Annotated in this window: 20 protein-coding genes and 1 riboswitch; of the genes, 15 read left to right on the forward strand and 5 right to left on the reverse strand. The window is 69.8% G+C overall.

The features are described 5' to 3' along the window. Positions 1–141: 141 nt before the first annotated feature. The 4 genes from coxB (at position 142) to ACH4VO_RS19435 (ending at position 4,619) form a co-directional block, all read left to right on the forward strand. Positions 142–1,110, forward strand: a complete 969-nt coding sequence (gene coxB / locus ACH4VO_RS19420; protein ID WP_360992798.1) for a cytochrome c oxidase subunit II — start codon at positions 142–144, stop codon at positions 1,108–1,110. Then, on the forward strand, positions 1,107–2,843 hold the full coding sequence (ctaD, locus tag ACH4VO_RS19425; RefSeq protein ID WP_360992795.1) for a cytochrome c oxidase subunit I: 1,737 nt from the start codon (positions 1,107–1,109) through the stop codon (positions 2,841–2,843). The genes coxB and ctaD overlap by 4 nt, the downstream gene beginning before the upstream one ends. Next, positions 2,840–3,238, forward strand: coding sequence for a cytochrome c oxidase subunit 4 (locus ACH4VO_RS19430; RefSeq protein WP_069172480.1), 399 nt, complete (start codon positions 2,840–2,842; stop codon positions 3,236–3,238). Before ctaD ends, ACH4VO_RS19430 begins: the two co-directional genes overlap by 4 nt. Positions 3,239–3,365: 127 nt before the next feature. Further along, positions 3,366–4,619, forward strand: a complete 1,254-nt coding sequence (locus ACH4VO_RS19435) for an Ig-like domain-containing protein (RefSeq protein WP_360992792.1) — start codon at positions 3,366–3,368, stop codon at positions 4,617–4,619. Positions 4,620–4,667: 48 nt separating this feature from the next. Here ACH4VO_RS19435 and ACH4VO_RS19440 read toward each other — a convergent pair whose 3' ends face one another. Continuing rightward, entirely contained in the window at positions 4,668–5,069 is a 402-nt protein-coding gene (locus tag ACH4VO_RS19440) for a hypothetical protein (RefSeq protein WP_360992789.1), read from the reverse strand. A gap of 187 nt (positions 5,070–5,256) precedes the next feature. Here ACH4VO_RS19440 and ACH4VO_RS19445 point away from each other — a divergent pair, with 187 nt between their 5' ends. From ACH4VO_RS19445 to ACH4VO_RS19470, 6 genes are all read left to right on the forward strand, one after another. Further along, on the forward strand, positions 5,257–5,877 hold the full coding sequence (locus ACH4VO_RS19445; RefSeq protein WP_014045480.1) for a heme-copper oxidase subunit III: 621 nt from the start codon (positions 5,257–5,259) through the stop codon (positions 5,875–5,877). Positions 5,878–5,932: 55 nt separating this feature from the next. After that, a complete protein-coding gene (locus ACH4VO_RS19450) occupies positions 5,933–6,742 on the forward strand; it encodes a c-type cytochrome (RefSeq protein WP_360992784.1) in 810 nt (269 codons plus the stop codon). After that, positions 6,739–7,791, forward strand: coding sequence for a Rieske 2Fe-2S domain-containing protein (locus ACH4VO_RS19455; protein WP_360992781.1), 1,053 nt, complete (start codon positions 6,739–6,741; stop codon positions 7,789–7,791). Before ACH4VO_RS19450 ends, ACH4VO_RS19455 begins: the two co-directional genes overlap by 4 nt. After that, positions 7,788–9,413 carry a ubiquinol-cytochrome c reductase cytochrome b subunit gene (locus ACH4VO_RS19460; RefSeq protein WP_360992778.1) on the forward strand — a complete coding sequence of 542 codons (1,626 nt, stop codon included), beginning with the start codon at positions 7,788–7,790 and terminating at the stop codon, positions 9,411–9,413. The genes ACH4VO_RS19455 and ACH4VO_RS19460 overlap by 4 nt, the downstream gene beginning before the upstream one ends. A 124-nt stretch (positions 9,414–9,537) precedes the next feature. After that, on the forward strand, positions 9,538–10,602 hold the full coding sequence (gene trpD / locus ACH4VO_RS19465) for an anthranilate phosphoribosyltransferase (RefSeq protein WP_360992775.1): 1,065 nt from the start codon (positions 9,538–9,540) through the stop codon (positions 10,600–10,602). Between the two features lie 84 nt (positions 10,603–10,686). Continuing rightward, a riboswitch (SAM riboswitch) is annotated at positions 10,687–10,804 on the forward strand. 179 nt (positions 10,805–10,983) lie between these two features. Next, positions 10,984–12,360, forward strand: coding sequence for an aminotransferase class V-fold PLP-dependent enzyme (locus ACH4VO_RS19470; RefSeq protein ID WP_360992772.1), 1,377 nt, complete (start codon positions 10,984–10,986; stop codon positions 12,358–12,360). Positions 12,361–12,444: 84 nt separating this feature from the next. On the opposite strand, the gene ACH4VO_RS19475 is transcribed toward ACH4VO_RS19470, so the two are convergent. Beyond that, positions 12,445–12,726, reverse strand: a complete 282-nt coding sequence (locus tag ACH4VO_RS19475) for an Lrp/AsnC family transcriptional regulator (RefSeq protein ID WP_003969641.1) — start codon at positions 12,724–12,726, stop codon at positions 12,445–12,447. Further along, on the reverse strand, positions 12,723–13,493 hold the full coding sequence (locus ACH4VO_RS19480) for a rhomboid family intramembrane serine protease (protein ID WP_360992769.1): 771 nt from the start codon (positions 13,491–13,493) through the stop codon (positions 12,723–12,725). Before ACH4VO_RS19480 ends, ACH4VO_RS19475 begins: the two co-directional genes overlap by 4 nt. 168 nt (positions 13,494–13,661) lie before the next feature. On the opposite strand from ACH4VO_RS19480, the gene ACH4VO_RS19485 reads away from it, so the two are divergent. From ACH4VO_RS19485 to ACH4VO_RS19500, 4 genes are all read left to right on the forward strand, one after another. Beyond that, on the forward strand, positions 13,662–13,904 hold the full coding sequence (locus tag ACH4VO_RS19485; protein WP_360992766.1) for a hypothetical protein: 243 nt from the start codon (positions 13,662–13,664) through the stop codon (positions 13,902–13,904). A 37-nt stretch (positions 13,905–13,941) separates the two neighbouring features. After that, positions 13,942–15,303: an NYN domain-containing protein gene (locus ACH4VO_RS19490; RefSeq protein WP_360992763.1), complete on the forward strand. Its 1,362-nt coding sequence runs from the start codon at positions 13,942–13,944 to the stop codon at positions 15,301–15,303. Between the two features lie 304 nt (positions 15,304–15,607). Then, positions 15,608–16,636 carry a C40 family peptidase gene (locus ACH4VO_RS19495; protein WP_069173097.1) on the forward strand — a complete coding sequence of 343 codons (1,029 nt, stop codon included), beginning with the start codon at positions 15,608–15,610 and terminating at the stop codon, positions 16,634–16,636. 174 nt (positions 16,637–16,810) lie between these two features. After that, positions 16,811–18,064: a hypothetical protein gene (locus ACH4VO_RS19500; protein ID WP_360992760.1), complete on the forward strand. Its 1,254-nt coding sequence runs from the start codon at positions 16,811–16,813 to the stop codon at positions 18,062–18,064. Here ACH4VO_RS19500 and ACH4VO_RS19505 read toward each other — a convergent pair. Beyond that, entirely contained in the window at positions 18,021–19,289 is a 1,269-nt protein-coding gene (locus tag ACH4VO_RS19505) for a glycosyltransferase family 87 protein (protein ID WP_360992757.1), read from the reverse strand. The two genes, ACH4VO_RS19500 and ACH4VO_RS19505, sit on opposite strands and share 44 nt — an antisense overlap. Positions 19,290–19,366: 77 nt before the next feature. Here ACH4VO_RS19505 and ACH4VO_RS19510 point away from each other — a divergent pair, with 77 nt between their 5' ends. After that, positions 19,367–20,509, forward strand: a complete 1,143-nt coding sequence (locus ACH4VO_RS19510; protein ID WP_360992754.1) for a glycosyltransferase family 4 protein — start codon at positions 19,367–19,369, stop codon at positions 20,507–20,509. 109 nt (positions 20,510–20,618) lie between these two features. Here ACH4VO_RS19510 and ACH4VO_RS19515 read toward each other — a convergent pair whose 3' ends face one another. Then, on the reverse strand, positions 20,619–22,415 hold the full coding sequence (locus tag ACH4VO_RS19515; protein ID WP_360992751.1) for an AMP-dependent synthetase/ligase: 1,797 nt from the start codon (positions 22,413–22,415) through the stop codon (positions 20,619–20,621). Positions 22,416–22,645: the final 230 nt, after the last annotated feature.

Consider the following 22,645-nt stretch of genomic DNA (forward strand, 5'->3'; position numbering starts at 1 on the left):
CCTCCCCGCGCGACCCCAAATAGCGTCCAGTAGGGTTTGGTCCGCATAAACATCCAAACCCCTGCCCGCGTCAGGGCCGGCGACCGACCAAGCGACACGGCCGCGCCGACCGTGCGGGCGAGACTCTCGGGAAGGCGCTACGTGAGTCCCAACGGCTCCGACCGCTCGTCGCGGCGCCCGATGCGGCGGAAGCTGCCGCAGGTGCTGACTGCGGGCCTGGTCCTGGCGACAGCCTCCGGTTGTTCATACAACTGGGAGGATTTCCCCCGCCTCGGAATGCCCACCCCGGTAACGGAAGAGGCCCCTCGGATCCTCTCCCTCTGGCAGGGCTCGTGGGCGGCAGCGCTCGCCACGGGTGTCCTTGTCTGGGGGCTGATCCTGTGGAGCGTCATCTTCCACCGGCGTAGCAGGACCAAGGTGGAGGTACCTCAGCAGACCAGGTACAACATGCCCATTGAGGCGCTGTACACAGTGGTCCCCCTCATCATCGTCTCGGTGCTGTTCTACTTCACCGCGCGCGACGAATCGAAGCTCCTCGAGCTCAGCCCGAAGCCGGCCCACACGATCAACGTGGTCGGCTACCAGTGGAGCTGGGGCTTCAACTACATCGAGAAGGTGGAGGGCCAGCCCTCCGCCGGCGGCGGGATCCCCAAGGAGCTCGACGCCATCCCCGACAAGTACCGCGCGGACTTCCCGCAGGGCGCCGGCGGCGTCTACGACGTGGGCATCCCCGGTACGCGTAACCCGCAGAACGGCAACCCGGGTCCGACCCTGTGGCTGCCGAAGGGCGAGAAGGTCCGCTTCATCCTGACTTCGCGTGACGTCATCCACTCCTTCTGGGTGGTGCCGTTCCTCATGAAGCAGGACGTCATTCCGGGCCACACCAACTCCTTCGAGGTCACGCCGAAGAGGGAGGGCACCTACATGGGTAAGTGCGCCGAGCTCTGCGGCGTGGACCACTCCCGCATGCTCTTCAACGTCAAGATCGTCTCTCCCGAGCGTTACCAGCAGCACCTCAAGGAGCTGGCGCAGAAGGGTCAGACGGGCTACGTGCCGGCAGGCATCGAGCAGACGGACCCGGCCAGGAATGCGGAGACCAACAAACTGTGAGCATCCTCAATGAATCCCAGGGTGCCGCGGCAGCAGACGACTCGTTCGAGGACGAGCTGCCGGTGCGGCGCAAGCAGCCGGGGAGTGTCGTAGTCAAGTGGATGACCACCACTGACCACAAGACGATCGGCACGATGTACCTGGTCACGTCGTTCGCGTTCTTCTGCATCGGTGGACTTCTGGCGCTCTTCATGCGCGCCGAGCTGGCCCGACCGGGTACGCAGATCATGTCGAACGAGCAGTTCAACCAGGCGTTCACGATGCACGGCACGATCATGCTGCTGATGTTCGCGACGCCGCTGTTCGCCGGTTTCGCGAACTGGATCATGCCGCTGCAGATCGGGGCGCCCGACGTGGCGTTCCCGCGGCTGAACATGTTCGCCTACTGGCTGTACCTCTTCGGCTCGATCATCGCCGTGGCCGGCTTCCTCACCCCGCAGGGTGCGGCGGACTTCGGTTGGTTCGCCTACTCCCCGCTGTCGGACGCGGTCCGGTCGCCGGGTGTCGGCGCCGACATGTGGATCATGGGTCTGGCCTTCTCCGGCTTCGGCACGATCCTCGGCTCGGTCAACTTCATCACCACGATCATCTGCATGCGCGCCCCCGGCATGACGATGTTCCGTATGCCGATCTTCACGTGGAACGTCCTGCTGACCGGTGTCCTGGTCCTGCTGGCCTTCCCGGTCCTGGCCGCCGCGCTCTTCGCGCTGGAGGTCGACCGTAAATTCGGCGCACATATCTTCGACGCGGCCAACGGCGGCGCATTGCTGTGGCAACACCTCTTCTGGTTCTTCGGCCATCCAGAGGTGTACATCATCGCCCTGCCGTTCTTCGGGATCATTTCCGAGATCATTCCGGTCTTCAGCCGGAAGCCGATGTTCGGTTACGTCGGCCTCATCAGCGCGACGATCGCCATCGCCGGCCTTTCCGTGACGGTGTGGGCGCACCACATGTACGTCACGGGCGGTGTGCTGCTGCCGTTCTTCTCGTTCATGACGTTCCTCATCGCGGTCCCGACCGGTGTGAAGTTCTTCAACTGGATCGGCACGATGTGGAAGGGGTCGTTGTCCTTCGAGACACCGATGCTCTGGTCGGTCGGCTTCCTGATCACCTTCGCCTTCGGTGGTCTGACCGGCGTGATCCTGGCCTCGCCGCCGCTGGACTTCCACATCTCCGACTCGTACTTCGTCGTCGCGCACTTCCACTACGTCGTCTTCGGCACCGTGGTCTTCGCGATGTTCGCCGGATTCCACTTCTGGTGGCCGAAGTTCACCGGCAAGATGCTGGACGAGCGGCTCGGGAAGATCACGTTCTGGACGCTGTTCGTCGGCTTCCACGGCACGTTCCTGGTGCAGCACTGGCTGGGTGCCGAGGGCATGCCGCGTCGTTACGCGGACTACCTCGCCGCCGACGGCTTCACCGCGCTGAACACCATCTCGACGATCTCCTCGTTCGTGCTCGGCATGTCGATCCTGCCGTTCTTCTACAACGTGTGGAAGACCGCCAAGTACGGCAAGAAGATCGAGGTCGACGACCCGTGGGGCTACGGCCGTTCGCTCGAATGGGCGACGTCGTGCCCGCCCCCGCGGCACAACTTCCTCAGCCTGCCGCGGATCCGCTCCGAATCCCCGGCGTTCGACCTGCACCACCCGGAGATCGCGGCGCTGGAGCAGCTGGATCACCTCTCCGACGACGACAAGGTCCTCGTCGGCGGCAAGGAGGCCGGCAAGTGAAGATCCAAGGCAAGCTCTTCATCTGGCTGAGCGTCTTCCTGCTGGCCATGGCCGTCACGTACGGCGTGTGGTCCAAGGAGCCGGTGGGCACGACCGCGCTCGTCCTGTCCTTCGGCCTGGCCGTCATGATCGGCTTCTACCTGGCGTTCACGGCCAACAGGGTCGACGCGATGGCCCAGGACAACAAGGAGGCCGACATCGCGGACGAGGCGGGCGAGGTGGGGTTCTTCTCCCCGCACAGCTGGCAGCCCCTCTCCCTCGCGATCGGCGGCGCCTTCCTCTTCCTCGGCGTCGTCTTCGGCTGGTGGCTGGCCTACTTCGCGGCCCCGCTGCTCCTGATCGGCCTCTTCGGCTGGGTCTTCGAGTACTACCGCGGTGAGAACCGCACCCAGTGAGACCCGCCGTCCACGGACGGCCGCATCACCCTTACGGGGGCCCTGCCCGCTCGGCAACGAGCGGGCAGGGCCCCCGTTTGCAGTCATTGAACGCGCTGGATCGGATGAATCTTCTTAGCGTGAGTTCATGAACCACACGCAGCGCATCCGCACCGTAGTGAACTGCACCCTGGTGGTCGTGACCCTCGTCGCAGGTGCGACCGCCTGTGGCGAGCCCGATGGTCACCAACTGTCGCGGAAGCCGTACGACGCGGCCGACGCGGTCTCGTTCAACGGCCCCGGCAAGGGCGCCAAGGCCGACCCCGACAAGCCGATAGAAGTCACCGCCGAGGACGACGACGTCACCATCACGGACGTGACGGCCGTCGACACCGAGGGCCGTCACCTGGCGGGCGAACTCGACGCCGACGGGAAGCGGTGGCACTCCACCACCACCCTGGCGGCCGGTACCCGGTACACCGTCAAGGTCGCCACCGAGAACGGCGACGGCGCTCCCGGCACCCTGACGTACGCCTTCGGCACGAACGCGGCCAAGAAGCTGCTGAAGGTCTCCTTCGGCCCGCAGGCGGGCACCTACGGCGTCGGACAGCCCATCACGGCGGAACTCAGCGCTCCGGTCACGGACCGGGCCTCCAGGGCCACCGTGGAGCGCGGGCTCCAGGTGCGCTCCACCCCGGCGGTCACCGGGTCCTGGTACTGGGTCGACGACAAGACCCTGCACTACCGGCCCAAGGAGTACTGGCCCGCCGGCGCGAGCATCGACGTACGCAGCAACCTCAAGGGCATCAAGGTCACCAACGGCCTCCACGGAGACGCCACGAAGCCCCTGAAGATCGCGACCGGCGACCGGATAGAGGCGATCACGGACGCCTCCGAGCACACGATGACGGTCATGCGCAACGGCGAGGTGATCAACACGATCCCGGTCACCACCGGCAAGCCCGGCTTCGACACGCGCAACGGTGTCAAGGTCGTGCTCGCCAAGGAGCAGTTCGTACGCATGCGCGGGGAGACCGTCGGCATCGCCGCCGGCTCCTCGGAGTCCTACGACCTTCCGGTCTACTGGGCGACACGGGTCACCTGGAGCGGCGAGTACGTCCACGCGGCGCCCTGGTCCACGGGCTCCCAGGGCAGTGCCAACGTCAGCCACGGCTGCACCGGCATGAGCACCGCCGACGCCGAGTGGTTCTTCGACACCGTGCGCGAGGGCGACATCGTCAAGGTCGTCGGCAGCGAGGGCGAGACGATGACCCCGTTCGACAACGGATTCGGCGACTGGAACCTGGACTGGGACGCCTGGCAGAAGGGCAGTGCGCTGCACCGCGCCACGCCGGACGCCGGGACGGACGTCCGGACGGCGCGGCTGCGCCCCCAGGTCTGAGCCGGCGGGGGAGGGTGCCGCGACGCCTGGGGCCCCGCCCGCGGGGCCTCAGGCCTGGACGGACAGTCGGCGGCGCAGCAGGCCCGCCAGGGCGTCCGCGAAGTCCACCGGGTCCACCGGATGGGTCACGGCGGCGTCCGCGCGGCTCCACGTGGCCAGCCAGGCGTCCTGCGGGCGCCCGATCAGCAGCAGCACGGGCGGGCAGTGGAAGATCTCGTCCTTGATCTGCCGGCAGACGCCCATGCCGCCCGCGGGAGCCGTCTCCCCGTCCAGCACGCAGACGTCGACGCCGCCCCGGTCCAGCGCGCTCAGGACGGCCGGCAGCGTGGCGCACTCCAGGAACTCCACCTGCGGCACGTCCGCCGCAGGCCTGCGACCGGCTGCCAGCCTCACCTGCTCACGGGTGTTGGCGTCGTCGCTGTAGACCAGGACCGTGGCGGTCGGCTGCATTGTTCCTCCGTGACATCTGTGTCTTCGGGGCTCTCGGGGCATGAACCGATGGGCGGATCGTACTCCGGCGGACAGCCTGTCAGCACCGGTAAGGACAGCTTTTCGCTGGGCCGTTCGGTGAGGACACACCCCACTGACACACCGAACGGCACCCCCCGGAGTGAGGGCGGGATAAGCGACCGACATAATGTCGGTCGTGGCGACAGCAACGACAGTAGAAACCGGGCACGCGCACCCGTCGGTCAATCGGCCGAACCTCACCAGCGTCGGAACCATCATCTGGTTGAGTTCCGAGCTGATGTTCTTCGCGGCCCTCTTCGCGATGTACTTCACCCTGCGATCGGTGATGGGACCCGATCACTGGAAGGAGATGGCCCACCATCTGAACTTCCCGTTCTCGGCGACGAACACCACGATCCTGGTGCTTTCCTCTCTCACCTGCCAGCTCGGCGTCTTCGCGGCGGAGCGGGGCGATGTGAAGAAGCTCCGCACCTGGTTCATCATCACGTTCGTGATGGGTGCGATCTTCATCGGAGGTCAGGTCCTCGAGTACACCGAGCTGGTCAAGGAGGCGGGTCTCTCCCTGTCCTCCGACCCCTACGGCTCGGTGTTCTACCTGACGACCGGCTTCCACGGTCTGCATGTGACAGGCGGCCTCATCGCCTTCCTGCTCGTTCTGGGCAGGACCTACGCGGCCTCGAGATTCACCCACGAGCAGGCCACAGCCGCCATCGTCGTGTCCTACTACTGGCACTTCGTCGACGTCGTCTGGATCGGTCTGTTCGCCACGATCTACATGATCAAGTAACCGGGTTCGCACCCGCCCACCATCGACGCAGAAGATCCTGACACCGGGGTAATCCGTGAAAAAGCTCTCCGCACGACGACGCCATCCGCTGGCGGCGGTCGTCGTACTACTCCTCGCGCTGGCGGCTACCGGGGGGCTGTACGCCGCGTTCGCGCCTGCGGGTAAGGCGCAGGCCGACGAAACCGCCCAGTCCCTCGCCATCGACGAGGGCAAGAAGCTCTACTCCGTGGGCTGCGCCAGCTGCCACGGAACCGGCGGTCAGGGAACCACCGACGGGCCGCAGCTCGTGGGCGTCGGCTCCGCCGCCGTCGACTTCCAGGTCGGTACCGGGCGCATGCCGGCTCAGCAGCCGGGCGCCCAGGTGCCGAAGAAGAAGGTCATCTACACCCAGGCCGAGATCGACCAGCTCGCGGCCTACGTGGCGTCGCTCGGCGCCGGCCCGATCACGCCGAGCGAGAGACAGGTCGACCCCGCGGGTGCGGACGTCGCCAAGGGCGGTGACCTGTTCCGCACGAACTGCGCGCAGTGTCACAACTTCACCGGCAAGGGCGGCGCACTGACGCACGGCAAGTACGCCCCGGACCTCGAGGGCGTCAGCCCCAAGCACATCTACGAGGCCATGCAGACCGGCCCGCAGAGCATGCCCTCCTTCCCGGACACGACCATGCCGGAGCAGGAGAAGAAAGACATCATCGCGTACATCAAGACCGTGAACGGTGACAACTCCGCGAGCCCCGGCGGGCTCTCGCTCGGTGGCCTCGGTCCCGTCAGCGAGGGTCTCTTCGGCTGGATCTTCGGACTGGGCGGACTGATCGCCATCGCCGTCTGGGTCGCGGCCCACACCGCTAAGGCCAAGAAGTCATGAGTAGCCACGAGATTCCAGAAGAGAGCCTGCCCGCAGAGCAGGACACCGCGCACGGCGCGGTCCAGGTCGCGGACGATCCGTTCGCCGACCCGGGGCTGCCGGCCCACCGGCCGCGCATCCAGGACATCGACGAACGGGCCGCCAAGCGCTCCGAGCGCACGGTCGCCTTCATGTTCACGATGTCCATGCTGGCGACGGTCGGCTTCATCGCCTCCTACGTCATCTTCCCGGTCGACAAGATCGTCTTCATCTGGCCGTTCGGCCATGTCAGCGCGCTCAACTTCTCCCTGGGTCTGACCCTGGGCCTGGCCCTGTTCCTCATCGGCACGGGCGCCGTCCACTGGGCGCGCACCCTGATGTCCGACGTGGAGGTCGCCGACGACCGGCACCCCATCGAGGCCGCACCCGAGGTCAAGGCGAAGGTTCTCGCCGACTTCGCGGCCGGTGCCCAGGAGTCCGCGCTGGGCCGGCGCAAGCTGATCCGCAACACCATGTTCGGCGCGCTTGCCCTGGTGCCGCTCTCCGGTGTGGTCCTGCTGCGCGACCTGGGTCCGCTGCCGGAGAAGAAGCTCCGCAAGACCCTGTGGGCCAAGGGCAAGCAGCTCGTCAACATGAACACCATGGAGCCGCTGCGTCCCGAGGACATCGTCGTCGGTTCGCTGACCTTCGCCATGCCCGAGGGCCTGGAGGAGGACGCGCACGACTTCCAGAACCAGATCGCCAAGGCCGCTCTGATGATCGTCCGCATCGAGCCGGACGACATCAAGAACAAGCAGCAGCGTGACTGGGCCCACGAGGGAATCGTGGCCTTCTCCAAGATCTGCACCCACGTCGGCTGCCCGATCAGCCTCTACGAGCAGCAGACCCACCACGTCCTCTGCCCGTGCCACCAGTCCACCTTCGACCTCTCCGACGGCGCCCGGGTCATCTTCGGCCCGGCCGGTCACCCGCTTCCGCAGCTGCGGATCGGTGTGAACAGCGAGGGCAACCTCGAGGCGCTCGGCGACTTCGCGGAGCCCGTCGGTCCTGCCTTCTGGGAGCGCGGATGAGCACTGTGACAGACACCAAGCGCAAGGCGCCCGCCGGCGAGCGGGTGGCCGACTGGGCGGACGGCCGGCTGGGCATCTACGGCCTGGCCAAGGCCAACATGCGCAAGATCTTCCCGGACCACTGGTCCTTCATGCTCGGTGAGATCTGCCTCTACAGCTTCATCATCATCATCCTCACGGGTGTGTACCTGACGCTGTTCTTCCACCCCAGCATGAACGAGGTCGTGTACCACGGCTCGTACGAGCCGATGCAGGGCATCCGGATGTCGGAGGCGTACGCCTCGACCCTGGACATCAGCTTCGACGTCCGTGGTGGTCTGCTCGTCCGGCAGATCCACCACTGGGCCGCGGTGATCTTCCTCGCCGGCATGTTCGTGCACATGTTCCGAGTGTTCTTCACCGGCGCGTACCGCAAGCCGCGTGAGATCAACTGGCTGTTCGGCTTCCTGCTGTTCGTCCTCGGCATGTTCACCGGGTTCACCGGCTACTCGCTCCCGGACGACCTGCTCTCCGGTACGGGTGTGCGGTTCACGCAGGGCGCCATCCTGTCGATGCCGATCGTCGGTACGTACATCTCGATGTTCCTGTTCGGCGGGGAGTTCCCCGGCACCGACATCATCGCGAGGTTCTACTCGATCCACATCCTGCTGCTGCCGGGCATCATGCTCGGTCTCGTGGTCGGCCACCTCATCCTGGTGTTCTTCCACAAGCACACGCAGTTCGCGGGTCCGGGCAAGACGAACAAGAACGTCGTCGGCATGCCCCTGCTGCCGGTGTACATGGCGAAGGCCGGCGGGTTCTTCTTCCTGGTCTTCGGCTTCATCTCGATCGTCGCGGCCATCGCCACGATCAACCCGATCTGGGCGCTCGGCCCGTACCGTCCCGACCAGGTGTCCACGGGCGCCCAGCCGGACTGGTACATGGGATTCGCCGAAGGCTTCGTCCGCGTGATGCCCGGCTGGGAGATCAACCTCTGGGGCCACACCCTGGTCCTGGGCGTGCTCATCCCGCTGGTCCTCTTCGGCGTGATCCTCGCGGCACTGGCCCTGTACCCGTTCATCGAGTCCTGGATCACCGGGGACAAGCGCGAGCACCACATCCTGGACAAGCCGCGCAACGCCCCGACCCGCACCGCGCTCGGTGTCGCCTGGGTGACGATCTACTTCGTCATGCTGATCGGCGGCGGCAACGACATCTGGGCGACCCACTTCCACCTGTCGCTCAACGCGATCAGCTGGTTCGTACGGATCGCCTTCTTCCTCGGCCCGGTCCTGGCGTTCATCGCCACCCGGCGGATCTGCCTCGGCCTCCAGCGCCGCGACAAGGAGAAGGTGCTGCACGGACGCGAGTCCGGCACCATCAAGCGCCTGCCGCACGGTGAGTTCGTCGAGATCCACGAGCCGCTCGGCCCGGAGCAGCTGTACGCGCTCACGGCGCACGAGCAGTACAAGCCGCTCGAGATCGGCCCGACGGTCGACGAGAACGGTGTCGAGCGCAAGCCGTCGGCGCTGCAGAAGCTGCGCGCCAGGCTCAGCCGGAGCTACTACGGCGAGGGCAACCAGATCGCCAAGCCCACCGCCGAGGAGTACAAGGAGATCACCAGCGGCCACGGCCACCACTGATCGACCCAGCTGAACGCCACAGCGGGAGCCCCGTCCATCCGATGGACGGGGCTCTTCGCTGTCCTGGCGGCTGGATAGGGTGGAGTCATCACCCCTATCGGCTGTGGACCCCCAGGAGCGGACCATGAACGTTGCGACCCCGGACGGCGGCGACAGCGTGGCGGCCCGTACCTGGCCCGGCGTGCTGACCCCCCTCCTGCGCGGTGAGGACCTGACCGCCGAGGACACCGCGTGGGCCATGGACCGCATCATGAGCGGCGAGGCCACCGACGTGCAGATCGCCGGGTTCGCGATCGCGCTGCGGGCCAAGGGGGAGACCGTCCAGGAGGTCACCGGCCTCGTCCGTGCCATGTACGAGCACGCCCACACCATCCACGTCCCCGGCCGCACGGTCGACATCGTGGGCACGGGCGGCGACATGGCCAAGACGGTGAACATCTCCACCATGTCGGCGATCGTCGTCGCCGGGACCGGCGCCAAGGTCGTCAAGCACGGCAACCGCGCCTCGTCCTCGGCCAGCGGCGCCTCGGACGTCCTGGAGAAGCTCGGCGTCAACCTCGAACTCAGCCCGCAGCGCGTCGTCGACGTCGCCGAGGAAGCCGGCATCACCTTCTGCTTCGCGGTGAAGTTCCACCCGGCCCTGCGCCACGCGGCGCGGGCCCGCAAGGAGCTGGGCACCCAGACCACGTTCAACATCCTGGGCCCGCTCACCAATCCCGCCCAGGTGCGCTCCCAGGCCATCGGGGTCGCCGACCTCAGGATGGCGCCCATCGTCGCGGGTGTGCTCGCCGAACGGGGCAACTCCGCACTCGTCTTCCGCGGCGACGACGGCCTCGACGAGCTGACGACGACGGCGACCTCGCGGGTCTGGACCGTGCGCGACGGCACGGTCCGCGAGGAGCCGTTCGACCCCCGGGACGTCGGCCTCGACCTGGTGCCCGTCGAGGCGCTGCGAGGCGCGGACGCCTCGTACAACGCGGACGTCGCCCGCCGGCTGCTGGACGGGGGGACGGGGCCGGTGCGCGACGCCGTGCTGCTCAACTCGGCCGCCGCACTGGTCGCGCTGGACCCGGGCGAGGGCACGCTCACCGAGCGGCTCGCCGCAGGGATCGCGCGTGCCGCCGAGTCGATCGACTCGGGCGCGGCCAAGCGCGCGCTGGAACGCTGGGTGGTGGCCAGTCACGCCTGAGGCGGCACCGTCCCGAGCAGGGCGCAGTCCGGATCGCGGACTGCGCCCTTGCGCGTGCGGACAGGTATGGCAAGATGCTGCGCAGGTCATGAGTGACAGCGACTACGGCCCCGGCCCGCTGTCCGGCAACCCTCCGTCCGTGGCGGGGTGCCCCGGGTGAAGACCGGGCCGCAGGCAGCGAGGTCTGCGGCAAGCGCGGGCCCCTCGGCATCTCGTATGCCACCCCTTGGGGTCCTGGTCCCAGGGAGCCTCTTGTGAGCAAGCGAATGCGATAGGGCGCCACGCCCTCCTCCGCACACCTTTCTTCTTTCCTTCCCCGTGCCGCCGTGTGTTTCCGGACCGCCGCACGAGGATGTCGCCTGCCTGTTACGGGAGTTCGCCATGTCTGTCTCCACCGCTGCCGTCGACCCGTCCGTGTGTGCCCCGCTGCCGGTTCTGGGCGCGGATGTCACCGTTCCGCTCGTCACGGGCGGCAACGTCACCTACGCCGCCCTCGATTACGCGGCCAGCGCCCCGGCACTCCAGCGGGTGTGGGACGACGTGGCCGCCTACGCGCCGTACTACGGCAGCGTGCACCGGGGTGCCGGGTACCTCTCCCAGCTCTCCACCGACCTCTTCGAGAGCAGCCGGGCCTCCGTGGCGGACTTCCTCGGCTGCCGTGCGGACGACCAGGTGGTGTTCACCCGGTCCACGACCGACTCCCTCAACCTGCTGGCCGCCGTGCTGCCCGCCGGCTGCCAGGTGTTCGTGTTCGAGACCGAGCACCACGCCTCCCTGCTGCCCTGGCGGGACGCCCCGGTGACGTACCTCGACGCGCCGCGCACCCCGGCTCAGGCGGTGCAGACACTGGAGCGGGCGCTCGCCGGCCGCGCCTCCCACGGCCCGGCGCTGGTCTGCGTGACGGGAGCCTCCAACGTCACCGGCGAGCTGTGGCCGGTGCAGGAGCTGGCCGCCACCGCCCACGCCCACGGCGCGCGGATCGTGCTCGACGCGGCGCAGCTGGCCCCCCACCACCCCGTGGACATCACCGCGCTGGACGTCGACTGGATCGCCTTCTCCGGGCACAAGCTGTACGCGCCGTTCGGTTCGGGTGTGCTCGCGGGACGGGCCGACTGGCTGCGGGACGCGGAGCCGTATCTGGCGGGCGGCGGGGCCTCCCGCAAGGTAGCCCGGCGCACCGACGGCGGGGTGGACGTCGAGTGGCACACCACCGCGGCGCGGCACGAGGCCGGGTCGCCCAACGTCATCGGCGTCTACTCGATCGCCGCGGCCTGCAGGGCGCTGACCGAGGCCGGGTTCGACCGGCTGGTCGCGCGTGAGCAGCAGCTGGTCGCCAGGGTCCGTGAGGGGCTGGCCGCGGTCCCCGAGGTGCGGGTCCTCTCGCTGTTCGGCGACGACGCCCCGCGGGTGGGTGTCCTCTCCTTCGTCGTCGAGGGCTGGAACAGCTCGCACTTCGCCGCCGCGCTCTCCGCGGAGTACGGCATCGGCGTGCGGGACGGGCTGTTCTGCGCGCACCCGCTCGTGCGTACCCTGCTGGGCGCCGAGGCCCAGGACCCGGGCGAGTGCGGCGCGCCGGACACCGAGCCGGGGGAGAGGTCCCTCAACGCCATCCGGGTGAGCTTCGGGGCCGGGACGCCGGACGAGCACATCGACCGGTTCCTGGGCGCGGTCCGGGAGCTGGTGAGCGGGGGTGCCCGCTGGACCTACCGCACGGAGGACGGCCGCTGCGTCCCGGACCGGGGCACGGCCCAGGTCTGACCGGCGGGGGTACGCGTACGGCTTCGGCCGGGAACGGGAGGCGGTGCCGTTCCCGGCCGAAGCCGTACGCCCTGCGGCCGGACCTCAGGCGTCGAGGCCGATGGCGAAGGCCGCCTCGAGGTCGTGCTGGGAGTACGTACGGAAGGCGACGTGGGTGTCGGTGCCCTCGACGCCCGGGATCTTGCTGATGCGGCCGGGGATGACGTCGGCCAGGTCGTCGTGCCGGGCCACCCGGACCATGGCGATCAGGTCGTACGTCCCGGTGACCGAGAAGACCTCGCTGACGCTGTCCAGCGCGGCGATGGCCTCGGCGATCTCGGGAATCCGGTCCACGCTGGTCTTGATGAGCACGATCGCGGTGATCACGGGTGGCTTTCTCCCTCGGTGGCCGTGGCTGGAGACTTCACTCTAGAGCCTCCCCCCGGAGCCCTGCCCCGGTAGCGTCCCCAGGCGTAGAGGAACCCTGCGGCGAAGCCCGCCACGTGGGCGAGGTAGGCCACGCCGGGGCCGCTGCCGGCTCCCTGGGCGGCCAGCCACTGCAGGACGAACCAGAACACGAGCACGATCCAGGCGGGGAACCGCAGCGGCAGGAAGAACAGGAACGGGAAGAGGCTGGTGACCCGGGCCCTGGGGAAGAGGTAGAGGAACGCCCCCAGGACCGCCGAGATCGCCCCCGACGCGCCCACCAGGGTCTGGTCCGAGCCGGAGTGCACGACCGCGTAGACCACCAGGGCGAAGTAGCCGCAGCAGACGTAGAAGAAGGTGAACTCGACGCGGCCCATGCGCTCCTCGGCCATGGCGCCGAAGACGTACAGGAAGAGCATGTTGCCCAGCAGGTGCAGCCAGCTGCCGTGGACGAAGAGCGCGGTCAGCGGGGTGAGCGCCGCGTGGGCTGAGCCGCCGCGCAGCTCGCTGGGGATGACGCCCCACCGTTCGAAGTACCCGGCCTGGGCGGCGAGCAGGGCGTCCGGACCGCCGCCGTAGGTGGGATTGAAGCCGGAGAGCGGGCTGACCAGGAAGACGGCGCTGCACAGCGCGATGAGTCCGTGCGTGACGGGGCCGCTGCCTGACGCGGCTGCCGCCGCCCATTCCCCGGCCCGCTTCCGCCAGTCGACATGCCGCCAATCGATCACGTACAGAGCATGACGCACCGGCGAAGAACGGGACAGACCGCCTCGCCGTATTGAAGGGTATCCACAAGGCCGTAGGGTTGCCGCAGGACATCGCAGTTCGACGACGCACCGCGAGACCGAAGCCCGGTACGCAAGAAGACTCGACGGACGACGAAAGAGGACGCAACGATGACGACGGTTCCCCTGCCGACGGACGGGACCCGCTGGCGGTGCACGCTCTGCGGCAATCTCACCCGTTTCGATGTGACGCGCTCCTCGAAGGTCGTGGAGTACGTGCATCTCGACCTGGCCGGGGAGTCGAGTGTCGAGGAGCGCGAGGTGGTCAGTGAGACCATCGAGTCGGTGCGCTGCCGTTGGTGCAACGCGGTCGACCAGATCGAGCTGGTCGCCAAGCCGGGTGCCGACTCCTGACGGGGCCGTGCGGACAGACATGTTGGGGTGATGGATGGTGGAGCAGCCGACAGGCGGCGCCGAACCGGCCGACACGGCCGGCGGCGACGCGGAGTCGCTCGACCGTCCGCTGCCCGAAGGCGTACGCCGAAGGGTCGTGACGCTGGTCTCGGACGCCTTCGGCGGTTTGACCGTGACCGAACTCCCCCCGCAGCTGCGCCAGTACGCCCGTTTCACACCGACCCGGCGGGTGAAGTTCGCGGGGAACGCCATGGCGGCCGCACTGGCGAGCGACCCGGTCTTCCGCCGGCGCATCGCCGAGCGGGTCGGCCGGAGCCAGCCGGAACTGGCGGACGCGCTGGAGAGCGGCGCGCCGCCCGCGGCGGCCGATCCGGCCGACGTGGCCGCGGCGGCCTACGTGCTGCGTCCGTCCGGCTGGGCCGAACTGGTGGCCGCCGCGGGCGAGGAGGTCCAGCGGGCCGGCGCCGAGCGCGTGGACGAGGAGACCCGGCGCGAACTGGACAGGCTCCGCGAGGAACTCGGCCGGGCCCGCGTCCGGACGAGGACCGAGACCGAACGGCTGCGCGCGGAGTTGGAGGCCACCCGCAAGGAGGCCGACTCCCTGCAGCGCAAGCTGCGCAGTGCGCTCAGCGAGGTCAAGCGCGGTGAGGCGGCGCTGCGCAAGAACGCGGCCGAGACCGACGCCGTGCGCGCCGAGGCCGCGGCGCAGGTCTCCGCCGCCGAGAGCGAGTCCCGGCGCCTCAAGGCGCGTCTGGCCGAGGCGGAGGCCTCCGTGGAGGCGAGCCGCAGGGCGGCCAGGGAGGGGCGCTCGGTCGAGGACATGCGGCTGCGGCTGCTCCTGGACACCGTGCTGGACGCCGCTCAGGGACTCCGCCGCGAGCTGGCCCTGCCGCCCTCCTCGATCCGCCCGGCGGACGGCGTCGAGGCGGTGGAGCCCGGCCGGATGTCGCCGAAGGACATTGCGGCCAGGGCCCTTTCGGAGACCGATCCGGCCCTTCTGGACCAGTTGCTCGCCCTGCCGCAAGCGCATCTGATCGTCGACGGCTACAACGTCACGAAGACCGGGTATCCGCAGATGCCGCTGGAGAAGCAGCGGTTGAGGCTCCTGGGTGGGCTCTCGCTCCTCGCGGCGCAGACGGGGGCCGAGATGACCTGCGTGTTCGACGGGGCCGAGCTCGCCGCCCCGGTCCTGCTCGCCCCGCCGCGCGGGGTACGGGTGCTGTTCAGCAAGGCGGGGGTCACCGCCGACGAGCTGATCAGACAACTGGCGCGTGCCGAACCGCCGGGCAGACCCGTCGTGGTGGTCTCGACCGACCGTGAAGTGGCCGACGGAGTGGCGAAGGCGGGCGCGAGACCGGTGGCGTCCGTATTGCTCCTGAAGCGGCTTTCGCGCGTCTAGCGAGTCTTGTGTGCCGTCGGCGACCCTGGGTGCCTTGTCGGTTTTCGGGGAACGTACCGTCAATTCCCGGTCACACGCGGTGGGATGAAAGTAGAGATGTGCAGGGTGTGACGAGATTTTTCTTGTGAGGATTTGAACTGATCACAAGATGGTCACTAAGGTCAGGCCTCGAACCTTCGCACGGTTGATCGCCCATTCGGGGTGACGGCGAAGGAACCGCCGAGTCCGTGACGTGCACGGAGCCGGGGATCTCTTCTCCCCCCATAGCCCGGTAGGCGGCCCGAGGAAGAAGGAGCTCGCCTTCGTGGGGTCCCACCGTCGTCCCAAGCAGCCGAGCCGCGCCCGCGTGACCGTGCTCACCGCAACCGCCGCTGCTGCCGTGGCCCTGACTTCCCAGGCCGCTCACGCCGACCCCAAGCCGACCAAGAGCGAGGTCAAGGCAAAGGTCGACAAGCTCTACCACGAGGCCGAGATCGTCAACGAGAAGGCCAACGGCGCCAAGGAGAAGCAGGACAAGCTCAAGAAGCAGGTCGACGCGCTGCAGGACAAGGTGGCCCGCGGGCAGGAGGAGCTCAACACCCTGCGCGGTGAACTGGGTTCGCTCGCCACGGCGCAGTACCGCTCCGGCGGCCTCGACCCGTCCGTCCAGCTGCTGCTCTCCTCGGACCCGGACGACTTCCTGGAGCAGGCCTCCGCGCTCGACCAGCTGACGGCCAAGCAGGCCCAGTCGCTCCAGAAGATCCAGGCCAAGCAGCGCACCCTCGCGCAGCAGCGCCTGGAGGCCCAGGGCAAGCTCGACGACCTCGCCGAGGTCCGCAAGACGCTGACCGAGAACAAGAAGAAGTACCAGGTCAAGCTGACCGACGCCCGCCAGCTGCTGAACACCCTCACCGCCGCCGAGCGCGCCAAGATGGCCGAGGACGACCAGCGTGCCAGCCGTGCCGCCAGCGACCGGGTCGAGCTCGGCAACGAGGCCCCCGCGTCCGGCCGCGGCGCCGCCGCCCTCCAGGCCGCCGCCACGCAGATAGGCAAGCCGTACTTCCGCGGCGGCACGGGCCCCAACTCGTACGACTGCTCGGGTCTGACCCAGTGGGCCTACGCCCAGGCCGGCGTCCAGATCACCCGCACGACCTACACGCAGGCCAACGACGGCGTGCGGATCGGCCGCAGCGCGCTCAAGCCGGGCGACCTGGTCTTCTTCAGCAGCACCTCGCACGTCGGCATCTACGCCGGCAACAACCAGGTCCTGCACGCCCCGTACCCGGGCAAGAACGTCCGGTACGAGGCGATGGAGTACCTCGGCTCCTTCCAGTTCGGCGTGCGCATCAGCTGACCCCCGAACGGGCGAACCGCCGCCCCCGCACCGACGCCCGCCCCGCCGGAGACCCCAGGTCACCGGCGGGGCGCCGTCGTCCGCGCCCCGCACCTCCGCGTACCGGTGTGCCCTGCCCCCTCGGCCGGCCGCCCGTCTCCTCGGTCACCCGCGTCCGACCGTACGATCGGCTGGATGACTGTTCGAACGCAGGACGCGCGGCGGGGGCGTACCCGCACTCGGAGCGCGGCGGGTGCCGTGCTCGCCGGGCTGCTCCTCACGTCGGCCTGCGCCGCACCCCGGGAGCCCGCACCGGGACTCACCGCCGAGGACGTCGGCGGCGCCCTGGACCGGCGTGCCGCCGCGGTCATGGCCCACGACCCCGAGGGGTACCTGGCGGGGACCGACCCCCGGGCCGTGTCGTTCCGGGCGGCCCAGCGCACCGAGCTGGCCAACCTGGCCGACGTACCCCTGGAGTCCTGGGCGTACGAGGTGAAGGACGTGACCGGCCGGGGCGCCGACCGGGCCACCGCGGACGTCGAGCTCCGCTACCGGATCACGGGGTACGACAGCGCCCCCATGTCCGCCTCCAGGACGGTGGAACTGGTCCGCCGGGGCGAGGGCGGCCACTGGTACATCGCCGCCGACCGGCCCGCCGAGGACGCCCCCGGGCTGCTCTGGCAGCAGGGCGACGTCGAGGTCGTCCGGGGCACGCGCAGCCTCGTCCTCGGGGTCGGCCGGAGCGGCGAGGAGCTCCGGCGGATCGCCGCCACCGCGGACCGGGCCGTGCCGGCCGTCTCCGGAGCCTGGCCGGAGCGCTGGGCCCGGCGGGTGGTGGTGCTCGTCCCCCGGTCCGTGGAGGACATGGCGGGGCTCCTGGGATCGCCCGCGGCGAGCTACCGGGGCATAGCGGCCGTCACCACGGGTGAGGTCGGCGGCAGCGGCCGGACGCCCGCGGACCGGGTCGTCGTCAACCCGCAGGCGTACGGGATGCTCGGCGAGTTCGGGCAGCGGGTCGTCCTCACCCACGAGACGACGCACGTGGCGACCCGGGCCGTCACCACGGCAGCCACCCCCGTCTGGCTGTCCGAGGGCTTCGCCGACTGGGCCGCCTACCGTGAAGAAGGCCGCACCGCCCGGGAGATTGCCCCCGAGCTGGCCGAAGCCGTCCGGCACGGCGAGCTGCCCGCGGCGCTGCCGGCGGACGGGGACTTCGGTTTCGGCGAGGACCCGGCGGAGCTGGCGAGGGCGTACGAGGGCGGCTGGCTGGCCTGCGCGCTGATCGCGCGGGACTGGGGCGAGGACGGGCTGATCGCCTTCTACCGGGCCGTGGGGAGCCATACCGGGCGCGACGGGGCGGTGGAGAAGGCCCTGCAGTCGGTCCTGGGCACGACCCCCGAGGACTTCACGGCGCGCTGGCGGGAGTATCTGCGCGCCCGGCTCGGCTGATCCCCTCCGCCTCCCCGCGCCCGTGCCCCGCCTTCGGCACGGTCTCCCGCCACAGCCGCCACCCGGCGGTGACCGTCGCCGCGACCAGCAGACCGTTGCGTACGGCGATCAGCACCACCCCCCACGCGTCGCTGGCCACCACCTGCGCGAAACCCAGCGGGAACTCCAGCAGGGTCACACCGGTGGCCACCAGGACCAGCCGGGCGGGCAGCACCATCCGGCTGCCCCGGAACACCAGGCACACCGCGCCGAGCCCGACCAGCCACACCATGTACTGCGGACTGATGACGCGGCTCGTCACCGTGAACAGCAGCACCGCGGTGAAAGCCGCGTCCGCCGTGGTGTGCACCGCGAACACGCGGGCCCGCAGGCGCCACAGCAGGAGCCAGCCGAAGCCGAGCACGCTCAGCGCCAGGGCCAGCGTGCTCACCAGCGCCACGTTCGGCCCGGCGAACTCCATCGAGCCGTAGCGCAGTTCCACCCGGCCCTCCCAGCCGAACTGCCGCGCCCCGTGGAAGACCAGCGCCCCCAGCGACTCGACCTCCAGACCCCGGTCCCGCTGGAACGTCAGGAACGCGAACGCCCCGGGGAGCGCCGCCGAGGCGGCGAGGGCCAGCACACCGGCCGTCACCGCGGCCGCCACCCAGGCCCGCCGTGTCGCCCGCCCCCGGGCCGTGCCCGCCAGCAGCAGCACCGGCCACACCTTCAGCAGCGCGCCGAACGCCGCCAGCGCGCCCATGACCCGCGGGTGGCGCACCCCGGCCAGCAGCGCCGCCACCGCCACGGCCGTCACCATCAGGTCGTACCGCGCGTACACGGTCGGACCGAGCAGCGGTACGCCCACCACCCACATCCAGACGCCCGCGCCGCGCGTGCCGGGGCGCCCGGTCGCGTACAGCAGGAGACCGAACGTCAGTGCGTCACACACCAGGACGATCACGAAGAAGGCGGCGGCGTACTCCAGGAAGGGCAGCAGCGCGGGGGAGAGGATCGCGAGCGCCGCGGCCGGCGGGTACTGCCAGGTGACGTCGTCCAGGGGGTACGAACCGGATCGCAGGACCTCGTACCAGCCCCGGTAGATCCCCGAGACGTCACTGGTGACGTCCGGACCCGGCACCGTGAAGGCGCCGGACACCTTGAAAACGCAGAGCAGCAGCACCGCGCGGGTGATGCCCCATACAGCGAGGGCAGCACCCCGGCCGCCCGTGCCCGTCCTGACCGTCATGCAGGACATGATGCGCATTCCACCCGTGCGGGAGCCGTCAGGCAGGGCCGTCGGGCCGCCCGGTACTGTCGGCGGCGATGGACAAGACCCTGATCGTGACGAACGACTTCCCGCCCCGCCCCGGCGGGATCCAGGCCTTCCTGCACAACATGGCGCTGCGTCTGGACCCCGGCCGGCTCGTCGTCTACGCCTCCACCTGGAAGCGCGGTGCCGAGGGTGCCGAGGCCACCGCCGCCTTCGACGCCGAACAGCCCTTCACCGTCGTACGCGACCGTACGACGATGCTGCTCCCCACCCCCCGGGTCACCCGGCAGGCCGTCGGGCTGCTGCGCGCGCACGGCTGCTCCTCCGTGTGGTTCGGCGCCGCCGCCCCGCTCGGGCTGATGGCACCGGCGCTGCGCAGGGCCGGAGCGCGCCGGATCGTGGCCACCACGCACGGGCACGAGGCCGGCTGGGCCCAGCTGCCCGCCTCACGCCGGCTGCTGCGGCGCATCGGCGAGGGGACGGACACCCTCACCTACCTCGGCGAGTACACCCGGTCCAGGATCGCTCCCGCGCTCACCGCGCAGGCCGCCGGGCGCATGGTGCGGCTGCCGCCGGGGGTCGACGAGAAGACCTTCCACCCGGGCTCGGGCGGGGACCGGGTCAGGGCCCGGCTCGGGCTCACCGACCGGCCCGTCGTCGTGTGCGTCTCCCGGCTCGTCCCGCGCAAGGGCCAGGACACCCTCATCCTCGCCATGCCCGCCGTCCTGGCGCGGGAGCCGGACGCCGTCCTGCTGATCGTCGGCGGCGGCCCGTACGCCCGGCAGCTGGAGAAGCTGGCCGCCGAGACCGGTGTCTCGGACTCCGTGCGCTTCACCGGGCCGGTGCCCTGGGAGGAACTGCCCGCGCACTACGGGGCCGGGGACGTCTTCGCCATGCCCTGCCGCACCCGGCGCGGGGGCCTCGACGTCGAGGGCCTGGGGATCGTCTACCTGGAGGCGTCCGCGACCGGTCTGCCGGTGGTGGCGGGCGACTCGGGAGGGGCCCCCGACGCCGTACTCGACGGCGAGACCGGGTGGGTGGTGCGGGGCGGCTCGGCCGAGGAGTGCGCCGACCGGATCGTCACCCTGCTCGGCGACCCGGAGCTGCGGCGGCGGATGGGGGAGCGGGGCAGGGCCTGGGTCGAGGAGAAGTGGCGCTGGGACCTGCTCGCCGAGGAGCTGAAGGCGCTGCTCTGAGCGCACGACGGGCGGGCCCGCACGACGAGGGAGCCCGCACGACCAGCGGGCCCGCACGACGAGGAGAGGCCCGCACACCGGGTGTGCGGGCCTCTCCTCACGGGTGTGCTCAGCCGCGGTAGATCGACTCGACCTCGTCCGCGAAGTCCTTCGCCACCACGTTGCGCTTCAGCTTCAGCGACGGCGTGATGTGGCCCGCCTCCTCGGTGAACTGCGAGGGCAGGACGCGGAACTTGCGTACCGACTCCGCCTTGGACACTGCCGCGTTGCCGTCGTCCACCGCCCGCTGCACCTCGGCCAGCAGGTCGGCGTCCTCGCGCAGCGACGCCGCCGTCGAGCCGGGCGGCTTGCCGTTCTCCTCGGCCCACCGGGAGAGGAACTCCTCGTCCAGGGTGATCAGCGCGCCCACGAAGGGCCGTCCGTCGCCGACCACCATGCACTCGGCGACCAGCGCGTGGGCGCGGATGCGGTCCTCGATCACGGCCGGGGCGACGTTCTTGCCGCCCGCGGTGACGATGATCTCCTTCTTGCGCCCGGTGATCGCGAGGTAGCCGTCCTCGTCGAGCGTGCCGATGTCGCCGGTGTGGAACCAGCCGTCGGCCAGCGCCTCGGTCGTCGCCGCCTCGTTCCCCCAGTACCCGTTGAACAGGTGCTCGCCGTGCAGCAGCACCTCGCCGTCGTCGGCGATCCGCACCACGGAGCCGGGCAGCGGCTGGCCGACCGTACCGATCTTCTGGCGGTCCCACGGATTGAACGCCGTGGCCGCGCACGTCTCGGTGAGGCCGTAGCCCTCGAGCACCGTGAAGCCGATACCGCGGAAGAAGTGCCCGAGCCGCTCGCCCAGCGGCGCACCGCCGGAGATCGCGTACTCGCCCCGGCCGCCGAGCACCGCGCGCAGCTTGCTGTACACCAGCTTGTCGAAGAGCTTGTGCGTGACCCGCAGGCCGAACGACGGGCCCTGGGGGGTGCCCAGCGCGCGGCTGTACGCGATCGCCGTGTCCGCCGCACGGTCGAAGATCCGGCCCTTGCCGTCCGCCTGGGCCTTGGCGCGCGCCGAGTTGTAGACCTTTTCGAAGACCCGCGGCACGCCCAGGACCAGCGTCGGCCGGAACGAGGCCAGTTCGTCCGTGAGGTTCTTGATGTCCGGCACACAGCCGAGCCTGATCGGGGCCATCACCGAGGCGACCTCGACCAGCCGTCCGAAGACGTGGGCGGCGGGCAGGAAGAGCAGGACGGAGCACTCGCCGGTGCGGAAGAGGGGCTTCAGCCGCTCCACCACGTTGCCGCACTCCGCGAAGAAGCTGCGGTGTGTCAGCACGCAGCCCTTGGGACGCCCGGTGGTGCCCGAGGTGTAGACGATGGTGGCCGGGTCGTCCGCCTTCGCGCTCACCGTGCGCAGGCCCAGCGTCTCGTCGGAGACCCCGGCGCCCGAGGCCGCCAGCTCGGCCACCGCGCCCTTGTCGATCTGCCACACGTGCCGCAGGGCGGGCAGCCGGTCGCGTACGGAGGCGACCGACCCGGCGTGGCCGTCACTCTCGACGACGACCGCCACCGCGCCCGAGTCGCCCAGTATCCACTGGACCTGTTCGGGGGAGCTGGTCTCGTACACCGGCACGGTGACCGCGCCGGCGCTCCAGATGGCGAAGTCCAGCAGCACCCACTCGAAGCGGGTGCGGGACATGAGGGCGACCCGGTCGCCGGGCTCGATGCCCGCCGCGATCAGGCCTCTGGCGGCGTCCTCCACCTCAGCCAGGAACTGGGTGGCCGTGACGTCCGTCCAGACGCCTGCCACCTTGCGGCTCATCACCGCGACGTCGGGATGCTGAGCGGCGTTGCGGCGGATGAGATCCGTCAGGTTGCCGTCCGTCGGGACCTCGTACAGGGCCGGAAGGCTGAACTCGCGCAAGACTGCTGCTCCTCATCGGGCTCCGGTTCCACGGCTCTGTGTGACGCACCGGATGCGGTCCAAGACTGGCTGGTGCTCAAGGGGGTGAGCACGACTGGACTGGCCGGACGTTACCCACCGGTATCGGTTCCCGATAGGGGGTTCCGGCCAGATGTCTTATGCATCACACATACAGACGGTCCTGAGGCGCACAGTAGTGCACACCTCCGACGGCCAGGAAGTAACCGCAG

It is taken from the genome of Streptomyces sp. NPDC020780 (assembly GCF_044334475.1).
GTDB lineage: Bacteria > Actinomycetota > Actinomycetes > Streptomycetales > Streptomycetaceae > Streptomyces.

Excerpts from the sequence above, each read along its gene's own strand:
- ACH4VO_RS19435 (WP_360992792.1), top strand. The coding sequence starts at position 3,366 with ATGAACCACACGCAGCGCATCCGCACCGTAGTGAACTGCACCCTGGTG.
- ACH4VO_RS19440 (WP_360992789.1), bottom strand. The coding sequence starts at position 5,069 with ATGCAGCCGACCGCCACGGTCCTGGTCTACAGCGACGACGCCAACACC.
- ACH4VO_RS19445 (WP_014045480.1), top strand. The coding sequence starts at position 5,257 with ATGTCGGTCGTGGCGACAGCAACGACAGTAGAAACCGGGCACGCGCAC.
- ACH4VO_RS19455 (WP_360992781.1), top strand. The coding sequence starts at position 6,739 with ATGAGTAGCCACGAGATTCCAGAAGAGAGCCTGCCCGCAGAGCAGGAC.
- ACH4VO_RS19460 (WP_360992778.1), top strand. The coding sequence starts at position 7,788 with ATGAGCACTGTGACAGACACCAAGCGCAAGGCGCCCGCCGGCGAGCGG.
- trpD (WP_360992775.1), top strand. The coding sequence starts at position 9,538 with ATGAACGTTGCGACCCCGGACGGCGGCGACAGCGTGGCGGCCCGTACC.
- ACH4VO_RS19470 (WP_360992772.1), top strand. The coding sequence starts at position 10,984 with ATGTCTGTCTCCACCGCTGCCGTCGACCCGTCCGTGTGTGCCCCGCTG.
- ACH4VO_RS19485 (WP_360992766.1), top strand. The coding sequence starts at position 13,662 with ATGACGACGGTTCCCCTGCCGACGGACGGGACCCGCTGGCGGTGCACG.
- ACH4VO_RS19500 (WP_360992760.1), top strand. The coding sequence starts at position 16,811 with ATGACTGTTCGAACGCAGGACGCGCGGCGGGGGCGTACCCGCACTCGG.
- ACH4VO_RS19505 (WP_360992757.1), bottom strand. The coding sequence starts at position 19,289 with ATGACGGTCAGGACGGGCACGGGCGGCCGGGGTGCTGCCCTCGCTGTA.
- ACH4VO_RS19510 (WP_360992754.1), top strand. The coding sequence starts at position 19,367 with ATGGACAAGACCCTGATCGTGACGAACGACTTCCCGCCCCGCCCCGGC.